General features: G+C 61.3%; 16 protein-coding genes. 11 read left to right on the top strand and 5 right to left on the bottom strand.

From position 1 onward, the window contains the following. Window positions 1–69: 69 nt before the first annotated feature. The 5 genes from AD670_RS17805 (at window position 70) to AD670_RS17785 (ending at window position 5,200) form a co-directional block, all read left to right on the top strand. Window positions 70–1,089 carry a LacI family DNA-binding transcriptional regulator gene (locus AD670_RS17805; protein WP_053135123.1) on the top strand — a complete coding sequence of 340 codons (1,020 nt, stop codon included), beginning with the start codon at window positions 70–72 and terminating at the stop codon, window positions 1,087–1,089. 70 nt (window positions 1,090–1,159) lie between these two features. After that, on the top strand, window positions 1,160–1,942 hold the full coding sequence (locus AD670_RS17800) for a sugar phosphate isomerase/epimerase (protein ID WP_053135120.1): 783 nt from the start codon (window positions 1,160–1,162) through the stop codon (window positions 1,940–1,942). Next, window positions 1,935–2,876: a sugar kinase gene (locus AD670_RS17795; protein ID WP_053135117.1), complete on the top strand. Its 942-nt coding sequence runs from the start codon at window positions 1,935–1,937 to the stop codon at window positions 2,874–2,876. The genes AD670_RS17800 and AD670_RS17795 overlap by 8 nt, the downstream gene beginning before the upstream one ends. Before the next feature lie 45 nt (window positions 2,877–2,921). After that, the gene (locus tag AD670_RS17790) at window positions 2,922–4,214 is read left to right on the top strand and encodes an MFS transporter (RefSeq protein ID WP_053135114.1); all 1,293 of its coding nucleotides are present in this window, start codon (window positions 2,922–2,924) and stop codon (window positions 4,212–4,214) included. Beyond that, on the top strand, window positions 4,211–5,200 hold the full coding sequence (locus tag AD670_RS17785) for an NAD(P)-dependent oxidoreductase (RefSeq protein WP_053135111.1): 990 nt from the start codon (window positions 4,211–4,213) through the stop codon (window positions 5,198–5,200). Before AD670_RS17790 ends, AD670_RS17785 begins: the two co-directional genes overlap by 4 nt. A 98-nt stretch (window positions 5,201–5,298) precedes the next feature. Here AD670_RS17785 and AD670_RS31470 read toward each other — a convergent pair whose 3' ends face one another. Further along, on the bottom strand, window positions 5,299–6,000 hold the full coding sequence (locus AD670_RS31470; protein WP_156338254.1) for a hypothetical protein: 702 nt from the start codon (window positions 5,998–6,000) through the stop codon (window positions 5,299–5,301). Window positions 6,001–6,156: 156 nt separating this feature from the next. After that, window positions 6,157–7,782, bottom strand: a complete 1,626-nt coding sequence (locus AD670_RS17780) for a methyl-accepting chemotaxis protein (protein WP_053135108.1) — start codon at window positions 7,780–7,782, stop codon at window positions 6,157–6,159. A 233-nt stretch (window positions 7,783–8,015) separates the two neighbouring features. Between AD670_RS17780 and AD670_RS17775 the strand changes: the two genes are divergently transcribed. Genes AD670_RS17775 through AD670_RS17765 form a run of 3 tightly spaced genes read left to right on the top strand, consistent with a single transcriptional unit; the run spans window position 8,016 to window position 10,477 of the window. Next, window positions 8,016–9,443 (top strand): nucleobase:cation symporter-2 family protein, encoded by a 1,428-nt coding sequence (locus tag AD670_RS17775; RefSeq protein ID WP_053135105.1) that lies wholly within the window; start codon window positions 8,016–8,018, stop codon window positions 9,441–9,443. Between the two features lie 13 nt (window positions 9,444–9,456). After that, a complete protein-coding gene (locus AD670_RS17770; RefSeq protein WP_053135101.1) occupies window positions 9,457–9,918 on the top strand; it encodes an LEA type 2 family protein in 462 nt (153 codons plus the stop codon). Between the two features lie 7 nt (window positions 9,919–9,925). Then, entirely contained in the window at window positions 9,926–10,477 is a 552-nt protein-coding gene (locus AD670_RS17765) for a GNAT family N-acetyltransferase (RefSeq protein ID WP_053135099.1), read from the top strand. 235 nt (window positions 10,478–10,712) lie between these two features. On the opposite strand, the gene AD670_RS17760 is transcribed toward AD670_RS17765, so the two are convergent. After that, window positions 10,713–11,639, bottom strand: coding sequence for a carbon-nitrogen hydrolase family protein (locus tag AD670_RS17760; RefSeq protein ID WP_053135096.1), 927 nt, complete (start codon window positions 11,637–11,639; stop codon window positions 10,713–10,715). Between the two features lie 91 nt (window positions 11,640–11,730). On the opposite strand from AD670_RS17760, the gene AD670_RS17755 reads away from it, so the two are divergent. Further along, window positions 11,731–12,651: a LysR family transcriptional regulator gene (locus AD670_RS17755; protein ID WP_053135093.1), complete on the top strand. Its 921-nt coding sequence runs from the start codon at window positions 11,731–11,733 to the stop codon at window positions 12,649–12,651. On the opposite strand, the gene AD670_RS17750 is transcribed toward AD670_RS17755, so the two are convergent. Then, window positions 12,623–12,877, bottom strand: a complete 255-nt coding sequence (locus AD670_RS17750; RefSeq protein WP_053135090.1) for a hypothetical protein — start codon at window positions 12,875–12,877, stop codon at window positions 12,623–12,625. The genes AD670_RS17755 and AD670_RS17750 overlap by 29 nt on opposite strands. Window positions 12,878–13,042: 165 nt before the next feature. On the opposite strand from AD670_RS17750, the gene AD670_RS17745 reads away from it, so the two are divergent. Continuing rightward, window positions 13,043–13,363: a YqjD family protein gene (locus tag AD670_RS17745; RefSeq protein WP_053135087.1), complete on the top strand. Its 321-nt coding sequence runs from the start codon at window positions 13,043–13,045 to the stop codon at window positions 13,361–13,363. Between the two features lie 96 nt (window positions 13,364–13,459). On the opposite strand, the gene AD670_RS17740 is transcribed toward AD670_RS17745, so the two are convergent. After that, complete coding sequence (locus tag AD670_RS17740) at window positions 13,460–14,494, bottom strand: Ldh family oxidoreductase (RefSeq protein WP_053135084.1); 1,035 nt, start codon at window positions 14,492–14,494, stop codon at window positions 13,460–13,462. A gap of 180 nt (window positions 14,495–14,674) precedes the next feature. Here AD670_RS17740 and AD670_RS17735 point away from each other — a divergent pair, with 180 nt between their 5' ends. Then, window positions 14,675–19,816 (top strand): dermonecrotic toxin domain-containing protein, encoded by a 5,142-nt coding sequence (locus AD670_RS17735; RefSeq protein WP_053135081.1) that lies wholly within the window; start codon window positions 14,675–14,677, stop codon window positions 19,814–19,816. Window positions 19,817–19,831 lie beyond the last annotated feature (15 nt).

The raw sequence follows: 19,831 nt of genomic DNA, 5'->3' as shown, positions 1-19,831 counted from the left end.
GAATTGGCGTTTTATGAAACCGGTTTCAAAGCAGCCGGCATCCACCTCCAATAAGAAAGGCCCGCGACCGTGACCCCTTTTTCCGCCGCCCAACGCACCCGTGTCACCATGCTCGACGTCGCCCAACGCGCCGGCGTGTCCAAAGCCAGCGTGTCGCGCTTTATCGGCGACGACCGCGCCCTGCTCTCCGACGCCATTGCCCTGCGCATCGAGCAAGCCATCGAGCAGCTTGGCTACCGCCCCAACCAGATGGCCCGTGGCTTGAAACGTGGCCGCACGCGCCTGATCGGCATGCTGGTGGCCGATATCCGCAACCCCTACTCCATTGCCGTGATGCACGGCGTCGAAACCGCCTGCCGCCAGCACGGCTACAGCCTGGTGGTGTGCAACACCGACCGCGATGACGAGCAGGAGCGCAAGCACCTGGCGGCGCTGCGCTCTTACAACATCGAAGGGTTGATCGTGAACACCCTCGGTCATCACCTCGACCAACTGCTGGAATTGCAAAGGGAAATGCCCCTGGTGCTGGTGGACCGCAAGGTCGAGCCACTGCACAGCGACCTCGTGGGGCTGGACAACCCGGCGGCGGTGCGCATGGCCGTGGAGCATCTGGAACAGCAGGGTTACCGCGAGGTGTTGCTGGTGAGCGAAGCCTGCGATGGCACCAGTTCACGGCAGGAACGCCTGGACAGCTTCAAGCACGAAATTGCCCGGCACCCGGCGCTGACCGGCGCGGTGCTGGAGCTCAGTGATGCGCTGGAACCACGCCTGCAAGCCTTTCTCGCCAAACCCGGCCCCAAGGCGGTGTTCTGTGCCAACGGCGTCGCCACGCTGGCCTGCACCCGTGCGCTCAAGGCGCTGGACTGCAACCTGTTCGGCGATATCGGGTTGATCGCCCTGGACGATCTGGACTGGTACCCGTTGGTGGGCAACGGCATCACCGCCCTCGCCCAGCCGACCGAGTTGATTGGTGCCAGTGCCTTCGACTGCTTGCTCAAGCGGTTGCGCGGTGACACCGCGCCGACCCGCACCCTGGATTTTTTGCCCCAGTTGATCATCCGAGGCTCCACCCAGCGCCCGTACACGTAGCAGCTGCTACGGCAGAGTCGATTGGACATTTAACGTAGAAAAATGAAACCGGTTTCAGAGGTAAACAACAATGCACAAATACCCCGTCTCCATCAGCCTTTCCAGCTACGGCGCCGACCTGGTTCGCCAGCAAGGCCAGTTGAGTTTTGTCGAGCTGCTGGCCGCTGCCGGTGCCCAGCGCATCGAGTGGCGTGAAGAACTGCTGACCGTTGAGCAACCCGCCGAATTGGCCCAGGCCGCCGCCGAGCACGGTCTGGAGGCGGTATTCTCATCGCCCCTGGAATTGTGGGTCGCCGGCCGCGCCCAGCCGAATGCCGAACTGAGCGCCACCCTCGACCGCGCCCAGGCCTTTGGTGCGCGCTGGCTGAAAGTCTCCCTCGGCTACTTCACCGACACCAACGACCTGGAAAGCCTGCACGCCCTGCTCGACCGTCACCCAGTCAAGCTGCTGGTGGAAAACGACCAGACCCTGCACGGTGGACGCATCGAGCCGATGCAGCGCTTCTTCACTGAAGTCGAGCGCCTGGGTCTGCCGGTGAAGATGACCTTCGATATCGGCAACTGGCAGTGGCAGGACCAATCCGCCCTGACCGCCGCACGCCTGCTCGGCCGGCACGTCGACTACCTGCACTGCAAGGCCGTGGCGCGTCGCGCGGACGGCAAGCTGGTGGCGCTGCCGCCCGGCGCCACTGACCTGCATCTGTGGGAACAACTGCTCAAGCACATGACTCAAGGGATTACCCGGGCCGTGGAATTCCCGTTGCAGGGCGATGACCTGGTCGACGTCACCGCGCAGCAAGTGGCCGCCCTCGCCCTGCTTGGCCAACCCCGTGCGGAGCACGCCCATGTCTGAGATCGATATCCTCTCGTTTGGCGAAACCATGGCGATGTTTGTCGCCGAGCAGACCGGCGACCTGGCCCAGGTCGCGCAGTTTCACAAACGCATTGCCGGCGCCGACAGCAATGTCGCCATCGGCCTGTCGCGCCTGGGCTTCAACGTCGCCTGGCTGAGCCGGGTGGGCAATGATTCCCTCGGGCGCTTTGTGGTCGACACGCTCCAAAAAGAAGGCCTGGATTGCCGGCATGTAGCGGTCGACCCGTTGCACCCCACCGGCTTTCAACTCAAGTCCCGCGAAGAAGCCGGCGATGACCCGCAGGTGGAGTACTTCCGCAAGGGCTCGGCGGCCAGCCATCTGTCCATCGGCGCCATCAGCCCGGCGCTGCTGCAAGCCCGCCATCTGCATGCCACCGGTATTCCACCGGCCTTGTCCGAGGCCACCCGTGAGCTGTCCCGCGAATTGATGACGCAGATGCGCAAAGCCGGGCGCAGCGTGTCATTCGACCCGAACCTGCGCCCGTCGCTGTGGACCAGCCAAGAACAGATGATCCGCGAAATCAACGCCCTCGCCGGCCTCGCCGACTGGGTTTTGCCGGGCCTGGGCGAAGGCCGTTTGCTCACCGGTTTCGACGACCCGGCCGATATTGCCGCCTTCTACCTCGACCAGGGCGCCGAAGCCGTGGCCATCAAGCTTGGCCAGGATGGCGCCTACTACCGAACCCACCTGGACCAAGGTTTTGTCGCCGCTGTACGGGTGGACAAGGTGGTGGACACCGTCGGCGCCGGCGATGGCTTTGCCGTGGGCATGATCAGCGCCCTGCTGGAAAACCTCAGCTTCCCCGAGGCCGTGCAGCGCGGCAACTGGATCGGCAGCCGCGCCGTACAGAGTCGCGGCGATATGGAAGGCTTGCCCACCCGTTCTGAATTACCCACCCGATCTGTCGCTTGACCCACACCCTGTTGCCACAACTACAACAAGCTCAGGAGCAACCTTATGGACACCGTGAAACTCGCCACCCGTCGTTGGTGGTACATCATGCCCATCGTCTTTATCACCTACAGCCTGGCGTACCTGGACCGCGCCAACTACGGCTTTGCCGCCGCCTCCGGGATGGCCGAAGACCTGATGATCACCCCCGGCATGTCGTCGTTGCTGGGTGCACTGTTCTTCCTTGGCTACTTTTTCTTCCAGGTGCCGGGTGCGATCTACGCGCAGAAGCGCAGTGTCAAAAAGCTGATTTTTGTCAGCCTGATCCTCTGGGGCGGGCTGGCCACCCTGACCGGGGTAGTGTCCAACGCCTACATGCTGATCGTCATTCGCTTCATGCTCGGCGTGGTTGAAGCGGCGGTGATGCCAGCGATGCTGGTGTACCTGTGTCACTGGTTCACCCGTGCCGAACGCTCGCGCGCCAACACCTTCCTGATCCTCGGCAACCCGGTGACCATGCTGTGGATGTCGGTGGTGTCCGGCTACCTGGTGCAGCATTTCAGCTGGCGCTGGATGTTTATCATCGAAGGCCTGCCGGCGGTGCTGTGGGCGTTTATCTGGTGGAAGCTCGCGGATGAAAAACCCGCAGACGCCAAGTGGCTGAGCGAACAGCACAAAAAAGACCTGGAGGCCGCGCTGGCTGCCGAACAGGTCGGTATCAAGGCGGTGAAGAACTACGCCGAAGCGTTCCGCTCGCCCAAGGTGATCATCCTCGCGCTGCAGTTCTTCTGCTGGAGCATCGGTGTGTACGGTTTTGTCCTGTGGCTGCCGTCGATCCTCAAGAAAGGCCTGCAGATGGACATGGTCGAAGCCGGCTGGCTGTCGGCCCTGCCCTATCTCGCCGCAGTGATCGCCATGCTGGTGGTGTCCTGGGGCTCGGACAAACTGCAAAAGCGTAAGCGCTTTGTGTGGCCGCCGCTGCTGGTTGCCTCCATCGCCTTCTATGCGTCCTACGCGTTGGGCGCCGAACACTTCTGGTGGTCCTACACCCTGCTGGTGATTGCCGGGGCCTGCATGTATGCGCCTTACGGGCCATTTTTTGCCATCGTCCCGGAGATCCTGCCTGCCAACGTGGCCGGTGGCGCCATGGCGCTGATCAACAGCATGGGCGCCCTCGGCTCGTTCGGCGGCTCGTACCTGGTGGGTTACCTCAATAGCAGTACCGGCTCGCCCGGCGCTTCATACCTGCTGATGAGCGGTGCGCTGATGCTGTCGGTGGTGCTGACGATTTTCCTCAAGCCCGGCGCCAGTGACCGCTCGCCGGCGCCAACCCTGGAATTGAAGGTAAAGACCTCATGAAAAAGTCCGTTGTGTTGTACAAGAAACTCTCTGCGCCACTGATGGCACGCCTGCATGAACACGCCGAGGTCACGCTGATCGAAGCGCTGGACGAGACCGGCCTGGCCAAGCTGCGCGATGCCCTGCCCACCGCCCACGGCCTGCTGGGTGCCAGCCTGCGCCTGGATGCCAGGTTGCTGGACCTCGCGCCGCAACTGGAAGCCGTGGCCAGCGTGTCCGTGGGGGTCGACAACTACGATATCGACTACCTGACCCGGCGCGGCATCCTGCTCAGCAACACCCCGGACGTGCTCACCGAAACCACCGCCGACACCGGCTTCGCGCTGATCCTGGCCACCGCCCGGCGTGTGGTAGAGCTGGCCGACATGGTGCGTGCCGGCCAGTGGAACAAGAATATCGGCCCGGCACACTTCGGCAGCGACGTGCATGGCAAGACGCTGGGCATCATCGGCATGGGCCGCATTGGCGAAGCCTTGGCCCAGCGCGGGCATTTCGGTTTTGGCATGCCGGTGCTCTACCACAGCCATTCGCCCAAACCAGCGGTGGAACAGCGCTTTGGTGCGCAGTACCGCAGCCTTAACGATTTGCTGCAACAGGCCGATTTTGTCTGCCTGACCCTGCCGCTGACCGCCGAAACCGAGAAGCTGATCGGCGCCGAGCAATTTGCGCTGATGGGCCCGGAGACGATCTTTATCAATATCTCGCGGGGCAAGGTGGTGGACGAGGCGGCGTTGGTCGAGGCATTGCAGCAACGCACCATACGGGCGGCGGGGTTGGATGTGTTCGAGAAAGAACCGCTCAGCCACGACTCGCCGTTGCTGCGCTTGAACAATGTGGTGGCGACGCCGCATATCGGCTCCGCGACCCATGAGACGCGGGAGGCGATGGCCAAGTGTGCGGTGGATAATCTGTTGGCAGCGTTGGCGGGTAAACGCCCGCACAATCTGGTGAATGAAGCAGCAAAAAGAGCGCGCCCATTCAAATAAGCGCTGTCCGACTCAGGTTTGGCACGCTTTCGGCGCGACATCAACATTGGCGTTGAGGGAGAACCGAAAGCGTGCCAATTGTGCATACCTGCAGGACCTCAGAGGTCGACTTGAAGTATTACTGGCGAAGAAGCTCTACTTATATTTCCGGCAAGGTCCTGTAGTGCACTCCAAAAATAGAATCTCCCAGGGCCTGAACGGCGTATATCATCAGCCTTTAGAAGGTAAGTATTACCCTTTTCCTCTAGCGGAACCCTTTCCAAAAGCGGGGGAAAGTTTGTGAACTCATCGCACCAATAGAGTCTGTTGGTATCCCCAGGTTGCCAGTCCTCTGGGTCCTCAAATGAAAACTTCACACCGCCGTGTTCATCGAGATAGTCGGATGTAACCTTTCCATCAGGCAAATTGGAAAGCAGCGATGGCTGAGCTGGTTCATAGTGGGGTGTGAAATCAATAATGAACTGTTTTGCATCCGATATTACAGGTACAGGTGACCCGGACTCAAAGAGTGCTTGCTTTAGGAAATAAGTACCGTCTCTGGCAAGGCGCGCAGGAAATGTGAACTCAATCGGAGGACTTTTCTCATCCATATCATGCGTAATATCAAAATGAAAGAGTGGTGCATTATTCAATAGAACGTTCAGCACATCACCTTTATGCGCGAAATCAACTTTGCATTCAAATAGAAAGCCCCTTCTTGCATCCTCGACAGAAATCAACCCATCTGAATTCAACTCTCCAGGAATAACAGGCGCCGGTAGTAACTCTTCAGAGCGTTTTTCATTCTTTGCGGAAACCATACTCCACCTCACTTTTGTAGTTTGAATGAGGTTTCAGTAATATTCTTCGCCTTCGACAGCGTCTACTGTGAACTTTGACAGGTAGGACCCGGCAGCAGCCAGTTCAGCGAACTGACAACACTGGCCATTGACCGAGATCGTTACTTGCTTTTCAGATCAGATTACGAACCTCGCCACCATCCCATTCAAATCCACCGCCAGACGTGACAACTCGTGGCTGGCGGCACTGGTCTGGTTGGCCCCCGCCGCTGACTGGGTCGCCAGGTCGCGGATGTTGACCAGGTTGCGGTCCACTTCGCGGGACACCTGGGCCTGTTCTTCCGACGCGCTGGCGATCACCAGGTTGCGTTCGTTGATCAGGCTGATGGACTGGGTGATCTGCTCCAGGGCCACACCGGCAGCACGGGCCATTTCCAACGTGGCCTGGGTGCGCTGATTGCTCTGTTGCATCGATTGCACGGCTTCACCGGTACCGTTCTGGATGCCGGCGACCATTTTCTCGATTTCCTGGGTCGACTGCGCGGTGCGATGGGCCAGGGCGCGTACTTCGTCAGCCACCACGGCAAACCCGCGCCCGGCTTCACCGGCGCGGGCCGCTTCGATGGCGGCGTTCAGCGCCAGCAGGTTGGTCTGCTCGGCAATCGCGCGGATCACGTCCAGCACCTTGCCGATGTCACGGCCCTGGGTGGCCAGGCCTTCGATCATCGCCGCAGTGTTTTGTACGTCCTGGGTCATGGTCTGGATCGCACCGACGGTTTCCACCACTCGGTCGCGGCCTTCGCGCGCGGCCTGGTTGGACTGGGTGGAGGCTTCGGAGGTGGACACCGCATTGCGCGCCACTTCCTCCACCGCAGCGGTCATCTCGTTGACCGCCGTGGCGGCTTGGTCGATTTCATTGTTCTGCTGTTGCAGGCCCCGGGACGCTTCCTCGGTCACGTTGCTCAACTCTTCAGCCGCCGAGGCCAGCTGAGTGGCCGAACCGGCAATGTGCTGGATGGTCTGGCGCAGGTTGGTTTGCATGGTCGACAAGGTGTTGATCAGGCGCGCGGGTTCATCGTTGCCATTATCTTCAATGACGGTGGTCAGGTTGCCACCGGCGATGGTTTCAGCCACCTGAACAGCTTTACGCAAAGGCGTGACAATGCTGCGGGTCAGCAACCAGGCCAGCAGCACCGTGAGCAGCGCAGCGGTGACCGACACCACGATAATCCCGGTGATGGCGCTGGTGTAGCTCTGCGCTGCGTGGTCGTTGGCTTGCTTGGCGTTGGCGGCATTGATCGCAATCAGCTTGTTCAACTGCTCGCCCATCTGGTCGGTACCTTCCTTGATCCGGGTATTGATCAGGGTACGCATCTGCTCGATGTTGCCTTGCCTGGACAGCGACAGCATGTCTGCCTGGGCCTTGAAGTAGTTATCCAGGGTGCTGGCAAACGTCTTGTACAACGCCGCCTCCTCCGTACCGGCGGGTAATGCCGCATAGCCGGCCTGGGCCGTCTTCACCTTGTCGACCAGCACGCCGATGCGCGTTTCGGCTTCCTGCAGGGCGGCGGGCTCGCGGTTGACCAGTACGCGAAATGACAGAATACGCATGCGCAGGACGTTCTCCGTCATCTGGCCCAGGTACGTCACGCTGGGCAATTGGTTCGAGCTCATGTCTACCGAGGCTTGGCGGATCAACGTCATGCGGTTGGCCGCGAAGCCGCCCAACACCACTACTAACAGGGCGATGAAGGCGAAGCCGAGAGAAGCTCGAGGGGCGATGTTCAAGTGACGGAGCGACATAGGAGTGATCTCGAAATGGAGTGGCAGCACGCGTCCATGCCACGAAACGATCAGCCAGCGACAACGCACTGCCAGACCTCGGCCATCACTGTTGTTTTTGATAGGTGGGCCTATAAGCAGTATCGGCAGGAATCGGGGTTTTATGCAGGGTCTTTATAAATATTTTTTTACACTTCTGACGCTGAGCAGTTTCTGGCATCCTGCGCCTCCCTTTTCTGACCCGAGCCCTCATTTTGTCTGACGCTCACCCCCCCCGCCCCCGCTATAAGTCCGACCTGATCTATGGCCTGGAAGACCGCCCGCACTTCAGCGCGGCGATATTTGCCGCATTGCAGCATGTGCTGGCCAGTTTTGTCGGCATCATCACCCCCACCCTGATCGTCGGTGGCGTGCTCGGCCTGGAAAGCGAAGTGCCTTACCTGGTGAGCATGGCGCTGTTTGTGTCGGGGCTCGGCACCTTCGTCCAGGCGCGCACGTTCGGCCCCATCGGTTCGGGGCTGCTGTGCCTGCAAGGCACCAGTTTCTCGTTTATCAGCGTGATTCTCAGCGCGGGTTTCATGGTCAAGGCCCGGGGCGGCGGCACTGATGAAATCCTCTCTACGATCTTCGGCATCTGTTTTTTCGCCGCGTTTATCGAAGTGGTGTTCAGCCAGTTCATCGGCAAGCTGCGCAAGCTGATCACCCCGGTCGTGACCGGCACCATCATTACCCTGATGGGCCTGTCGCTGATCAAAGTCGCCGTCACCGACATGGCCGGTGGCTTTGGCGCCAGCGACCTGGGTGCGGCGAGCAACATGGGGCTGGCAGCGTTGGTGCTGCTGACGATCGTGGTGCTGAACCGCTTCAATAACCCATTCCTGCGCCTGGGCTCGATCGTGATCGGCCTGACATTGGGCTTTGTAGTGGCCTGGTGCCTGGGCCGCGTCGATATGGCGGCCTTGCCCCAGGTACCGCTGATCAGCGTGCCGGTGCCGTTCAAGTACGGTTTTTCGTTCGACTGGGTGGCGTTTATCCCGGTGGCGGTGATCTTCCTGATTTCCCCACTGGAAGCGGCGGGCGATCTGACCGCCAACTCGATGATTTCCCAACAGCCGGTCAAGGGCCCGCTGTACATCAAGCGCATCAAGTCGGGCCTGCTGGCCGACGGCCTCAACTCGGCAATGGCCGCGACGTTCAACAGTCTGCCGATGGTGACGTTCGCCCAGAACAACGGCGTGATCCAGTTGACCGGCGTGGCCAGCCGCTACGTGGCGTACTTCATCGCCGGCCTGCTGGTGCTGCTGGGGCTGTTCCCGATGATCGGCGCGGTGCTGCAACTGATGCCCAAGCCGGTGCTGGGCGGCGCGACCCTGATCATGTTCGGCACCGTCGCCGTGGCCGGCATCAAGATCCTCGCCGAAGCCGGGCTGCATCGCCGTAATGTGCTGATCGTGGCGATCTCCCTCGGCATGGGCCTGGGCGTGGCCGCCGTACCGGAAGTGTTGCGCGAGCTGCCCAAGGCGCTGCACAACATCTTCGAATCGCCGATCACCGTGGGTGCGTTCTGTGCAATCCTGCTGAACATTTTCCTGCCGGAAGAGTTCATAGAACTGGAAGAAGATGAATTTGATCCGGAGTCCTCTACCCTCAAAGTGATGCAGGACCCGGACGTCACGAAATAGGAGCACCCGTTGCATGCGCAAGCTCATGGTTCTATCGCTGTTGCTGCTGACCTTGAGCGCTTGCGCGCTGTTCCCCAACCGCGACCCGGTGAATATCAACGTGGTGGGCATCGAGCCGCTGCAAAGCCAGGACCTGGAAGTGCGCTTCGCCGTGAAACTGCGGGTGCAGAACCCCAATGAAACGGCGATCGACTACAACGGCGTGGCCCTCGACCTGGAGGTCAATGGCCGGCCGCTGGCATCGGGGGTGAGTGACCAGCGCGGCAGCATCCCGCGTTTTTCCGAGAGCGTGCTGATGGTGCCGGTGAGCGTTTCGGCGTTTTCCGTGCTGCGCCAGACCTTGGGCCTGAGCCAGACCCAGAGCCTCAACAACCTGCCCTACGTGCTGCGGGGCAAATTGGCGGGCGGCCTGTTCGGCACGATGCGCTTTGTGGACCGTGGCACGCTGGATTTGCCCAATACCGCGACTTGGTAATGACCCCATGCAACCGACACTCTTCACCGAACGCCTGATCCTGTGCCCGCTGACGCTGGACGATGCCGAAGGGATCCAGCAGCAATTCGCGCATTGGGACGTGGTGCGTTACCTCAACGCCCTGGTGCCGTGGCCCTACCCGGCCGATGGCGCGCGTACCTATCTGGAGCAGAACGCCCTGCCCGCCATGGCCCGTGGCGCGGAGTGGCACTGGTCGCTGCGCCTGAAAAGCGCGCCTGAACAGTTGATTGGTAACGTCAGCTTGATGGACGAGCAGGACAACAACCGGGGGTTCTGGCTAGGGCCGCACTGGCAAGGACAAGGTTTGATGTCCGAAGCCAGCGCGGCGGTGACCGACTACTGGTTCGGCGTGCTCAAGCGCCCCGTGCTGAGGGTGCCCAAGGCGGCGCCAAACCTGGGCTCGCGGCGTATTTCCGAGCGTACGGGCATGCGTTTGATCAGGACGGATGAAGGTGAGTTTGTAGAAGGCACTTTCCCGCGGGATATCTGGGAAATGACCCGCGAGGAATGGCTGGAAAACCAAGCCCTCAAACGCTGAGGGCCAAAGGTGGGAGGTCCCACTACCTCTTCGACGTAGCGCTGGCGCGCAGCAAACTGGGACCTCTGTGGCGAGCGGGCTTGTCCCGCGTTGGGGTGCGAAGCACCCCTGCTGAAGACAAATATGGTGTATCAGGCACTCCTCTGCGCCTGGTTTCGGGGCTGCTGCGCAGCCCAACGCGGGACAAGCCCGCTCGCCACAGGAATGCGGTCGACCGAAACCGTTCGACCGGGTTTCAGTCGGTGATATAGCGCACACCTGGCTTGGCGCGCTCATCCACCACCAGCTCGAACACATCCGGGCGGGCGTAATGCCCCACCACGTCATAGTCATACCGTGCACGTACCAGGTCATCGGTGTCGATCTGCGCCGTCAGCAGCCCGGCCTCCCCCAGCAGCGGCCCGGCCAGGATGTCACCCATCGGGCCGACGATCACGCTGCCGCCGGCGATCAACGGGCGTTCCGAAGGCCAGTTGGCAACCTCGATGCCCAGCGCCTCGGGCGAGGCCTGCACCTGGCATGCGCTGACCACAAAGCAGCGTCCTTCATGCGCCACATGGCGCATGCTCACCTGCCACATCTCGCGTTCATCCACCGTCGGCGCGCACCACACCTCTACGCCTTTGGCGTACATCGCGGTGCGCAGCAGCGGCATCATGTTTTCCCAGCACACCGCACCGCCGATACGCCCTACCGCTGAGTCGATCACCGGCAAGGTCGAGCCGTCACCCTTGCCCCAGATCAGCCGCTCGGTGCCGGTGGGCATCAGCTTGCGGTGCTTGGCCACCAGGCCGCCCGACGGTTCGAAATACAGCACGGTGCAATACAGGGTGCTGCCACTGCGCTCGATCACGCCCAGTACCAGGCTGGCGCCGGTACGTGCCGACAGGCCGGCCAGCGCCTCGGTCTCGGCGCCCGGCACATCGATGGCGTTGGCGAAATACCGGGCAAAGGCTTCGCGGCCTTCGGGCAGGCGATAGCCCAATTGGGTACCAAAACCTTCACCTTTGGGATAGCCACCGAGCAGCGCTTCGGGCATCACCACCAAGTGCGCGCCGCTGCGCAGGATCTCGGGTTCATAGCCGAGGATTTGCGCCAGGGTGTCGGCCTTGCCGCCAGGCAGGGAACCGATTTGCAGGGCTGCCACAGTGGAAACTGGCATCACGATCACTCCGAATAAGGGGGGTTGCCCATTCTCCTGCCAGGCTCGATCATGAATAAAGCCCACCTCAGTGCTGAATGATATGAGCCAAATGAATATCGCCCAGGTCGACCTGAACCTGCTGAAAACCTTCGAAGCCCTGCACGATGAGTCCAGCGCCAGCCGCGCAGCGTTGCGCCTGGGCGTCACGCAGTCGGCCATCAGTGCAGGTTTGCGCCGTTTGCGTGACGTCTATGGCGACCAACTGTTCGTGCGCACTGGCCGTGGCCTGGCGCCCACGCTGCGAGCCAACCAATTGAAACCGGTGATCAGCGAGGCGCTGGCGCGTTGCCGGCAGAGCCTGGCGATGGTCAACCCGGACAACTCGAACTATCAAGGCCGGTCGGTGGTGGTGGGCCTGTCCGATGACTTCGAGATTGCCTATGGCCGCCGCCTGATGGACGCCATCGCCCAGCGCCTGCCAAAACTGCGGGTGATCTTCCGCCAGACCCACAGCCAGATCGTTGCTGCTGCCCTGCTCGACCGCAGCCTGGACCTGGCGATCACCGCCGGCGGCTTTGCGCAAAGTCGCTTGAGTCGCCATGTATTGGGAGAAGGGGATTATCGCTGCCTCGTGGACCCACGCAGCCTGGCGCAGGATCAGGACAGCATCAGCCTGGATGAATTTGTCACCCGCGAGCATGTGTTGGTGTCGTCAGGGGGGTTTATCGGCATCACCGACGAGGGGTTGGCGGCGCACGGACTGAGCCGCCAGGTGTGCGCCTCGACCAGCCACTTTGCCGCGCTGCCTTTTCTGCTCAAGGACAGCCAGGCGGTGGCAACCATTCCAGGGCATGCGGCGCAGGCCATTGCCGCGATGACCGGCCTGCGGGTACTGCCCTGCCCGCTGGCACTGCCGCGCTACCCGGTGGAGCTGGGCTGGCGCACCCAGGCCCAGCTTGATCCGATGTTGCTTAAAGTACGCGAGGCGATTGCCGCCAGCTTTACTTCGCCGCCGCCATCAGTTTGTTGACTTCACTGCGCACCATGTTGGAAAACTCCGGTGGCGACATGCCGTCGAGTTCGGCGCGCACCCATTCGGACCACTTGCCCTTGCGCTTGGCGCGCTCACCGAACAACCGCGCGGCTTCACCCTTGGCCTTGCCCAGGTTGGTTTGCCACAGGTCGTAGAGGCGGGACTTTTCATCTTCCAGCTCGGCGCGTTCGGCGAGGGTCTTGTTGGCGAGATTGAAGCTCATGTTGAAATTCCTGCTGTACAAATAGGCGACATCTTACACTGTAGGCCGATTTTTCCGGATTCGGATTTTACTCACCAGTGCCTGCCCGGCAAAAAAACTGCAACTTTTGCCAGCGCCTGACACTCCATTGTTCACTGTCCCATTCACTCGCAAGGAGTCACACCCATGGCCCGCAAAACTGCCGCCCAAGCCGTCGAAGAGCAAATCAAGGATCAAGCATTCAGTGAACTGACGGCGCTGATCGAAGAGTCGGAAAAACTGCTCAAAAGCAGCGCTTCCCTGGTGGGCGAAGAAGGCGAAACCCTGCGCGAGCAGGTTGCGATCAAACTCAAGCAGGCACTGGATTCGGTCTCCAGCGTGCGCGAGCGCAGCAAGCCAGTAGTGGACGCTACCGAAACCTATATCGGTGGCCATCCATGGCAGACCGTGGCCATTTCTGCAGGCTTCGGCCTGGTAGTGGGCCTGCTGCTGGGTCGCCGGAACTGAAACCTTCAGTCCCGTAACCCCGTAATCCCGTAGCAGCTGCCTCGCCAAGGCTTGGCGGCTGCTACCGGCTTGTGCGGTGATTATCTACCGACGAGGTCAGATAGCCCAGTCCCGCAGCTGGTTCAGCGCATCCAGATCGACCAGAACCCCCTCCTCCAACGACTTCGCCCGTGCGCGATGACGTCTGTCTCCCGGCAAACGCCGCAACCCTGCCGCATGCATCTGCCGCACCAGTTCCTGGCTGCGCTCGGCAAAGCTTTGCCCGGCGGTTTTGCTCGGGTCGATCACAATCAGCAGCTGCCCGGTCCAGGGCGTGCGTGCGCCTGGGTGATCGGCCCAGTTGAATTCGAAGGAGAAATTACCGCCGGTCAAGGCCGCCGCCAGCAACTCGACCATCATCGACAACGCCGACCCCTTGTGGCCGCCAAACGGCAACAGCGCACCGCCTTCCAGTACGGCCTTGGGGTCGGTGGTGGGCTGGCCGAGGCTGTCCACCCCCATGCCCGGCGGCAAACGTTCGCCTTTGCGCGCGGCAATCTGCACATCGCCGTGGGCAATCGCGCTGGTGGCCAAGTCGAAGACAATCGGCAGGCCGTCCGCACGCGGTGCAGCGAAGGCGATGGGGTTGGTGCCGAACAGCGGCCGGTCGGCGCCATGGGGCACCACGCACGTCATGCTGTTGACCACGCTCAGAGCCACCAGCCCCTCCTCGGCGAAGGGCTCGACATCCGGCCAGAGGGCGGCAAAGTGATGGGAGTTATGAATCGCCAGCAGCGCAATCCCCGCGCTGCGGGCCTTTTGCACCAGCAGCGCGCGCGCCGCTTCAAGGGCTGGCTGGGCAAAACCGTTACCGGCGTCCACCCGCACGAAGCCGGAGGCCACGTCGGTGACCGTCGGCGTGGCCTTGCCATTGACCCAGCCACTGGCCAGCGTGCTGAGATAACCGGGGATGCGGAAAATGCCATGGCTATGGGCGCCATCGCGCTCGGCACTGGCGCAATTGCGCGCCAGGATCGCCGCCACTTGCGGCGACGTGCCGTGCTTCACAAACACCGCGTGCAGCAACTCTACCAGTTCGTTGAAACCGATGAGCGTTGTCGCGTTGTCAACTATCGGGGACTGGGCAGACATCTGTAGCTCCGATTTTATAATTGGAAGAGACAACAACAATCCAGGCCGATGATTAAACAACGCCTGCCGTGCCTGCTGTCAACGGGCGCCGCACATCCGTCCCAGCTATGTACTGCCAAACCCAGCGTACGCGCATCTAGATTGAGGCCTCATAGCCGCCGCAACGCTGGAGAATGCCCCATGGCGAACGTCACCCCGCCGTACTTTTTCGATGAACTCATGCTCCCGGACAGGCGCAAGGTCCTGACCTCGCGGGAGCGTACGCTGGGATTCACACTCAAGGATCTCAATTGGCTGCACTCGCTGTACTACGCTACCGACGCGGCACGCCAGGACTCTGCGGTGCACGGTTATCCCATGTGCGTGGAGCGGTTGCTGGCCAACCCCAGTGGCGAGCCGGCGATCCCGCTGGCCGGGGCGTTCATGATGAGCCCGACGCCGGACGAAGCAAGGGCTGTGCTCTACACGCCTTATGGCGGCCTCGAACTGTTCGACAGCCACGCCGCCTTGATCAATGAAGTCGAAGCGCGCCTGAACCAGCCCGACCAGCGCAAGGTTTTGCTGCAATTTCTGGCCATTGGCGAGCGTGACGCACTGCCGGCAAGTGCGCACCTCTCGGTGACCAGCGCCGTGATCCTGGGGGCGGTGATGGAGGACCAGGAGCAGGCCATACTGGCTGGCCAGCAAAAAAATGTGGCGGCGATGCTGGCCGAACTGCGCAAGCTCCCCAGCCTCCCGGCGATGCTCGACACCTTGCTCGGGATCATGGCCCATACCTACTTCCGAGGCCTTAGACAAGGTGACACGCGGGTGAACTCGTTCACGGTTGCCGACGGCAATTGGGTCGCCAGCGAACCTCTGCGCGAGGCCTTGTTGCGGTTTTACCTGCAGCAGGCTTGGCCGGTGGGCCAGACCCATACATTCTTCAATAGCGCTCATGACACCCGCGCCTTCACGCCAGAACAACTGGCCCAGGACCAGCAGCGTTGGGACAGCGTCGTCGAACAAACCAGCGGCATTCTTTCAAGATTATTGAGCAGCCTGCTGCAAACCTACTGGAACGAGGACTTCGACGGCAGCCAGTCGCGCCTGCAGTTCTTTGCGCGGGTCATGAGCGACAAGTTCCGCGCCGACCTGCTCTTCAAGCACCAGGCCTGGATCCTATCCACCGATGAAAGCCGCACACTGCGCGCCCTATTCCTTGTGGACCAGGCCGCGCGCAGCGCCTTCGACAAACACCTGAGTATCGAGAAAGTGCGAGTGCATGCGCCCTTTCAACATTATGTCGATCTGGCCAGCACCCTGATGATCAGCAATTCCAAGGCTTATCTCTACACCCAGACACGCGGCGTGCAAGTGCTCGCCGACCTCAACGACCTCAACGATGCCCTGCTGTCCATGCTCAAGGCCGTCGGACACGAAGATGAACTGCTCAACTTCCTGTCCGTGGAGGAACGCAGTGTCTTCGTCGGCATGGAGCACGTACAAGTGACCGGCAAACCCTTGGCCGGCGATGTCTTCCAGGAGATGCTCGAAGACATTATCACCAAGCAACTCGACAACCTGGAGTACGCGCTGGGGCTTTACCGGCGCAGCGCCGGCGGCGTCGACCTGGCCGCCCTGCTCGACAGCGCCCTGGACGTACGCACCATGCTGGACAGTCGCCTGCTGGAGCAGGAAACCGACGGGCGCTGGAGCGTCCATCCGGTTACCAGCGGCAATGGCCGTCCTTCCACAGTCCTGGCCGAAAAGGCCAGGCTGTACCTGCAACGACTGCAGGCCGTGGAAGCCGCCATGGCCGTGGAACGCAATCAACATCTGACGTTTCGCGACCTGGTCGCCAATGCGCTGGAGGCAGAGCTGGGCCGTAAACGCCTGGACCTGCGCGCCGACGCGGCTTACATCAATACCTATCCCACTGCCGCCCTGGAGCGTGAGGAGCGCCTGCCGCAAACGTCGACGAGCATGGTCGAGCACTTCATTGCCCGCCTGGCCGGGCAAGCCGAGGCACTCAAGGGGTCCATCCGGACTGGGTTCTACGGCCCGCCCAGCGCCGGGGCGAGGTATAAGTTGAACAACCTGACGGTCGATACCTTCAATGCGGTCATCACCAGTGTCCTGAGCACATTTACCCAGAATGATCTGCGCACGCTGCCCAACCTGCTCCTGGAGAATAACCGCGCGCACATCAGCCTGGGCATGCTCCAAGGGTTGAGCGGCGAAGCGCACTTGCGCAGGTTGCACAAAAGCCTCGCCCCCGAGAGCTTCGCCCTGCTGGACAGTGTGCTGCAGACCGGCGGCCTGACCCGCCTGACCCGCCACGGCCTGAACGGGTTCATCCCGGATGCCTTCGGCCTGAGCCTCAACGTCGGCGCATCTGCCGCCCCCCTCGCCCTGGCCAATTGTTTTGTCCTGACCGAGCGTGGCGGTACGGACCCGTCACATTCAGGCATGGCCTTGCTGTGGACGCCGCGCAGTGGTTTTGAGGCGTTTGTGTCGATCAAGGTGTTGTGCGAGGCGTTGGGCCAGCGCTTGCACGACCCCCTCAAGCGCCTGCCCTTGATGGAAAATCTGCCGGCCTCCAAGCGTGTGCCCCATCAGGCGTGTCAGTTGGGCCCATTGCAACGCATTGACGACGACCTGCTGCACAATCGACAACAGACCTACAGCGAGTTCATCCGCGACGAAATCGACCACGTGTTCTCGATGAGGCTGCACGCAACGCGCTTTCAGGACTGCATGGACAGCCTGATACGACGGGCACCTGCGACCAACCTGCCGCGGGCCATTGCCATCGCCCAGCTTATGGTCACCCAGCAGGCACTCCCGGTATGGCTGGGCATGGCGCCACCCCATGAGCAAATCCTGCAGGCCGAATTGCTTGAGCAGTACCGCATCAGTGCCCCGGACGAACGCGACTACCTGCACGGCATCACGCCCCTTCGCGACCTGCTCAGGACGACCCTCTCGACCCTGCTCGATGCGCGTTTCCCAGGGCAGTTGCTCAACCCGGACAACGTGTTGATACCCGGCCGTATCGACCTTGAGGGCAACATTCAGACCTTGACGGACTTCGCGCTGCGGCACCTGCCGGAGCTGAGCGCCGACACCCTGCGGCCGCGCTCACGCACCGCCACCGCGCTGCCGCCGGAACTGGATGGCACTGCGGTGGTGCAATTGGTTCGACAAGTGGGGCTGAAAAACCTCTACCGGCAACGCCTGACCACGCTCCTCAAAGGCAACACTGACGATTCCCGCCAGCGTCGCCAATTGTTCTGTCGGCAACTGCCCTGGCAAGTGCTGCAACACGCCCACGAACAAACCCTCGATGAGCGGCTGTCCGCGTCGGCCTGGGGCCTCATCCGGCAAGTCTTCGACATGCCCGATGCCGTGGCGCGTAACGCCGTTGAAGGGGTCACTGCGGTCATTCGCCCGCTTGAATTGATGGCCACGACAGGCGCGGCGTTGGTCAAAGCCCTGGGCTGCTACCTGATCGGAGCCAAGGCCGGCAGCGTCGGCCCGCTGATCCTGTACGCGCCTTATAGCCCCAGACACCAACTGAAGGAATACACCGATGAAGCGGCGTTGATTCAAGAGTTCACGACCCCAGGCGCACTGCAAGACTGGGTCGTCGGCCGATTGGAGGCACCCCATCAAGCCACCTACCGCAACTTGCTGCGCGAGCGCTGGAACCGTGGGCTTTCGGAAATCCGTCTCGGCGCCCGTCCCATCGAGGGCAACCTGTCGCTCCAGCTGTTTCAGGACAATGTCGAGATGCTGATGCAGATGCTCGATTCGCAATTTTCCAACGCGGCTGAGGCACAGTGGGACGCGGTCACCAGTGTGCTCAGCGAGGGTATCCCCAAGGGCTTGCAGTTCATGGCCGGCAAGCTGGCCTACCCGCTGATGGTCTGGCGCAGCTACCAGCAATTCAAAATCTCCGCCGAGGACCTGCAGCAACACCGCTGGCAGCACGCACTCAGAGCTTTTGCCTGTGGCGTGGCGCAATTGGCAGCGTTGCGCAAGGAGTTGGACAACGTCTTGCCGCAAGCCCCGGCAACGCAAAGCCAGGTCAAGGAAGACCAGCCCGCGCAACCCGCCGCCCTTACGCTGGCGCAGCTGGATATGACGGCTCCCTGGCGCACCCAACTGCAGCCGTTTGAAACCCACGATTTTTCCTTGAATGAACTGAAACGCAGGACGCCGACTCACCCCTACGCGGATGAAACCAATACCCATCATTTCGTGCCGTTGGCGGGCAAAGTGTATTCAGTGAAAAGAGCCGGTGACCGCTGGCGCCTGAGTGCAGGCGAGTTGAAGGGGCCGTATGTGCAGCACGACGCCGAGGGCGCGTGGACGCTGGACCTCTACCTGCATCACCCGCGCTACGGCAAAATTTTGAGTCGCTATTTAGACAAGCGCACGACCCTGAAAACCGAACGCGACGCCATCAACATCGAAGCGGTGGGCATGGAGGAAATTGCCGCATTGTCCAGCTGGAAGGCCCAGTGCATTGATGAGGCGCTCAACGTCGCGACCTATTATGCAGTCAACTGCAAACGCAACCTCCTGCACTATGCCGCACAGCGCGATCCCAACAGTCGTCTCGGGCGGTTTTTCGGCGAGTTGTTCGGCGTCGTCACAATGACTGCTGATCAAGCGCGACGGGTTGAACGACGCATCGATGAGGTCCTTGATGGATTGACCGACCAGAGCTTGGTCGGCCGCAACTCAAAACGTTTTATCAGCGGTACCCACCGGTACGATGCGCAAAACAACTATGCCTTCGTAGTGCCCGAAGACCCGGATCACAAGATCTACTTGCTGGACCGTTTTTTCGACCCGTCGATGGATATCTATCAGAACAACTTGAACACGCCATTCGACATCTCGGCCCATGCACGAGCCACCGTGTTGATCCATGAGATTACCCACATCAAGTCCTTGACCGAAGACTTGGCTTACCTGGACAGCATGCGGCCTTTCCAGGACCTGGTGAACGTCGGCAACCACACAGTAAGACTGATGAAGACCGAGCTTGCCAATATTCGCGCAACGGCGCTGTCCATCCGTACGCCTGCCGACCGGTTGTTCAAGACATGGGACGAATTCTCCGAAGAATGGGAGGATTTCAGCCGGAACTACGGCACCCAGATGCAGATGGATAAAGTCCTGAGTACCACCGGTACCCGGACCCTCGCGCACGCCAGGGAGATTTTCATGAGTGACGCCGACAAACGTATCGACACGATTCTGGCCAACGCGGATTCGGTCACCTATCTGATCAGCGAACTCGGACGGGCGCTGGAGGCGGGAGCCTGAGCAGGCTCCCGGCGG

The sequence above is a fragment of the Pseudomonas sp. MIACH genome (assembly GCF_001269925.1).
In the GTDB taxonomy this organism is placed as follows: domain Bacteria; phylum Pseudomonadota; class Gammaproteobacteria; order Pseudomonadales; family Pseudomonadaceae; genus Aquipseudomonas.
The sequence above is the reverse complement of the archived record's forward strand: the minus strand, read 5'-3'. Positions and strand labels throughout refer to the sequence as shown.

Coding starts and splice junctions, on each gene's coding strand:
- AD670_RS17800 (WP_053135120.1), top strand. CDS start 1,160: ATGCACAAATACCCCGTCTCCATCAGCCTTTCCAGCTACGGCGCCGAC.
- AD670_RS17795 (WP_053135117.1), top strand. CDS start 1,935: ATGTCTGAGATCGATATCCTCTCGTTTGGCGAAACCATGGCGATGTTT.
- AD670_RS17790 (WP_053135114.1), top strand. CDS start 2,922: ATGGACACCGTGAAACTCGCCACCCGTCGTTGGTGGTACATCATGCCC.
- AD670_RS17785 (WP_053135111.1), top strand. CDS start 4,211: ATGAAAAAGTCCGTTGTGTTGTACAAGAAACTCTCTGCGCCACTGATG.
- AD670_RS31470 (WP_156338254.1), bottom strand. CDS start 6,000: ATGGTTTCCGCAAAGAATGAAAAACGCTCTGAAGAGTTACTACCGGCG.
- AD670_RS17780 (WP_053135108.1), bottom strand. CDS start 7,782: ATGTCGCTCCGTCACTTGAACATCGCCCCTCGAGCTTCTCTCGGCTTC.
- AD670_RS17770 (WP_053135101.1), top strand. CDS start 9,457: ATGCGCAAGCTCATGGTTCTATCGCTGTTGCTGCTGACCTTGAGCGCT.
- AD670_RS17765 (WP_053135099.1), top strand. CDS start 9,926: ATGCAACCGACACTCTTCACCGAACGCCTGATCCTGTGCCCGCTGACG.
- AD670_RS17760 (WP_053135096.1), bottom strand. CDS start 11,639: ATGCCAGTTTCCACTGTGGCAGCCCTGCAAATCGGTTCCCTGCCTGGC.
- AD670_RS17755 (WP_053135093.1), top strand. CDS start 11,731: ATGAATATCGCCCAGGTCGACCTGAACCTGCTGAAAACCTTCGAAGCC.
- AD670_RS17750 (WP_053135090.1), bottom strand. CDS start 12,877: ATGAGCTTCAATCTCGCCAACAAGACCCTCGCCGAACGCGCCGAGCTG.
- AD670_RS17745 (WP_053135087.1), top strand. CDS start 13,043: ATGGCCCGCAAAACTGCCGCCCAAGCCGTCGAAGAGCAAATCAAGGAT.
- AD670_RS17740 (WP_053135084.1), bottom strand. CDS start 14,494: ATGTCTGCCCAGTCCCCGATAGTTGACAACGCGACAACGCTCATCGGT.
- AD670_RS17735 (WP_053135081.1), top strand. CDS start 14,675: ATGGCGAACGTCACCCCGCCGTACTTTTTCGATGAACTCATGCTCCCG.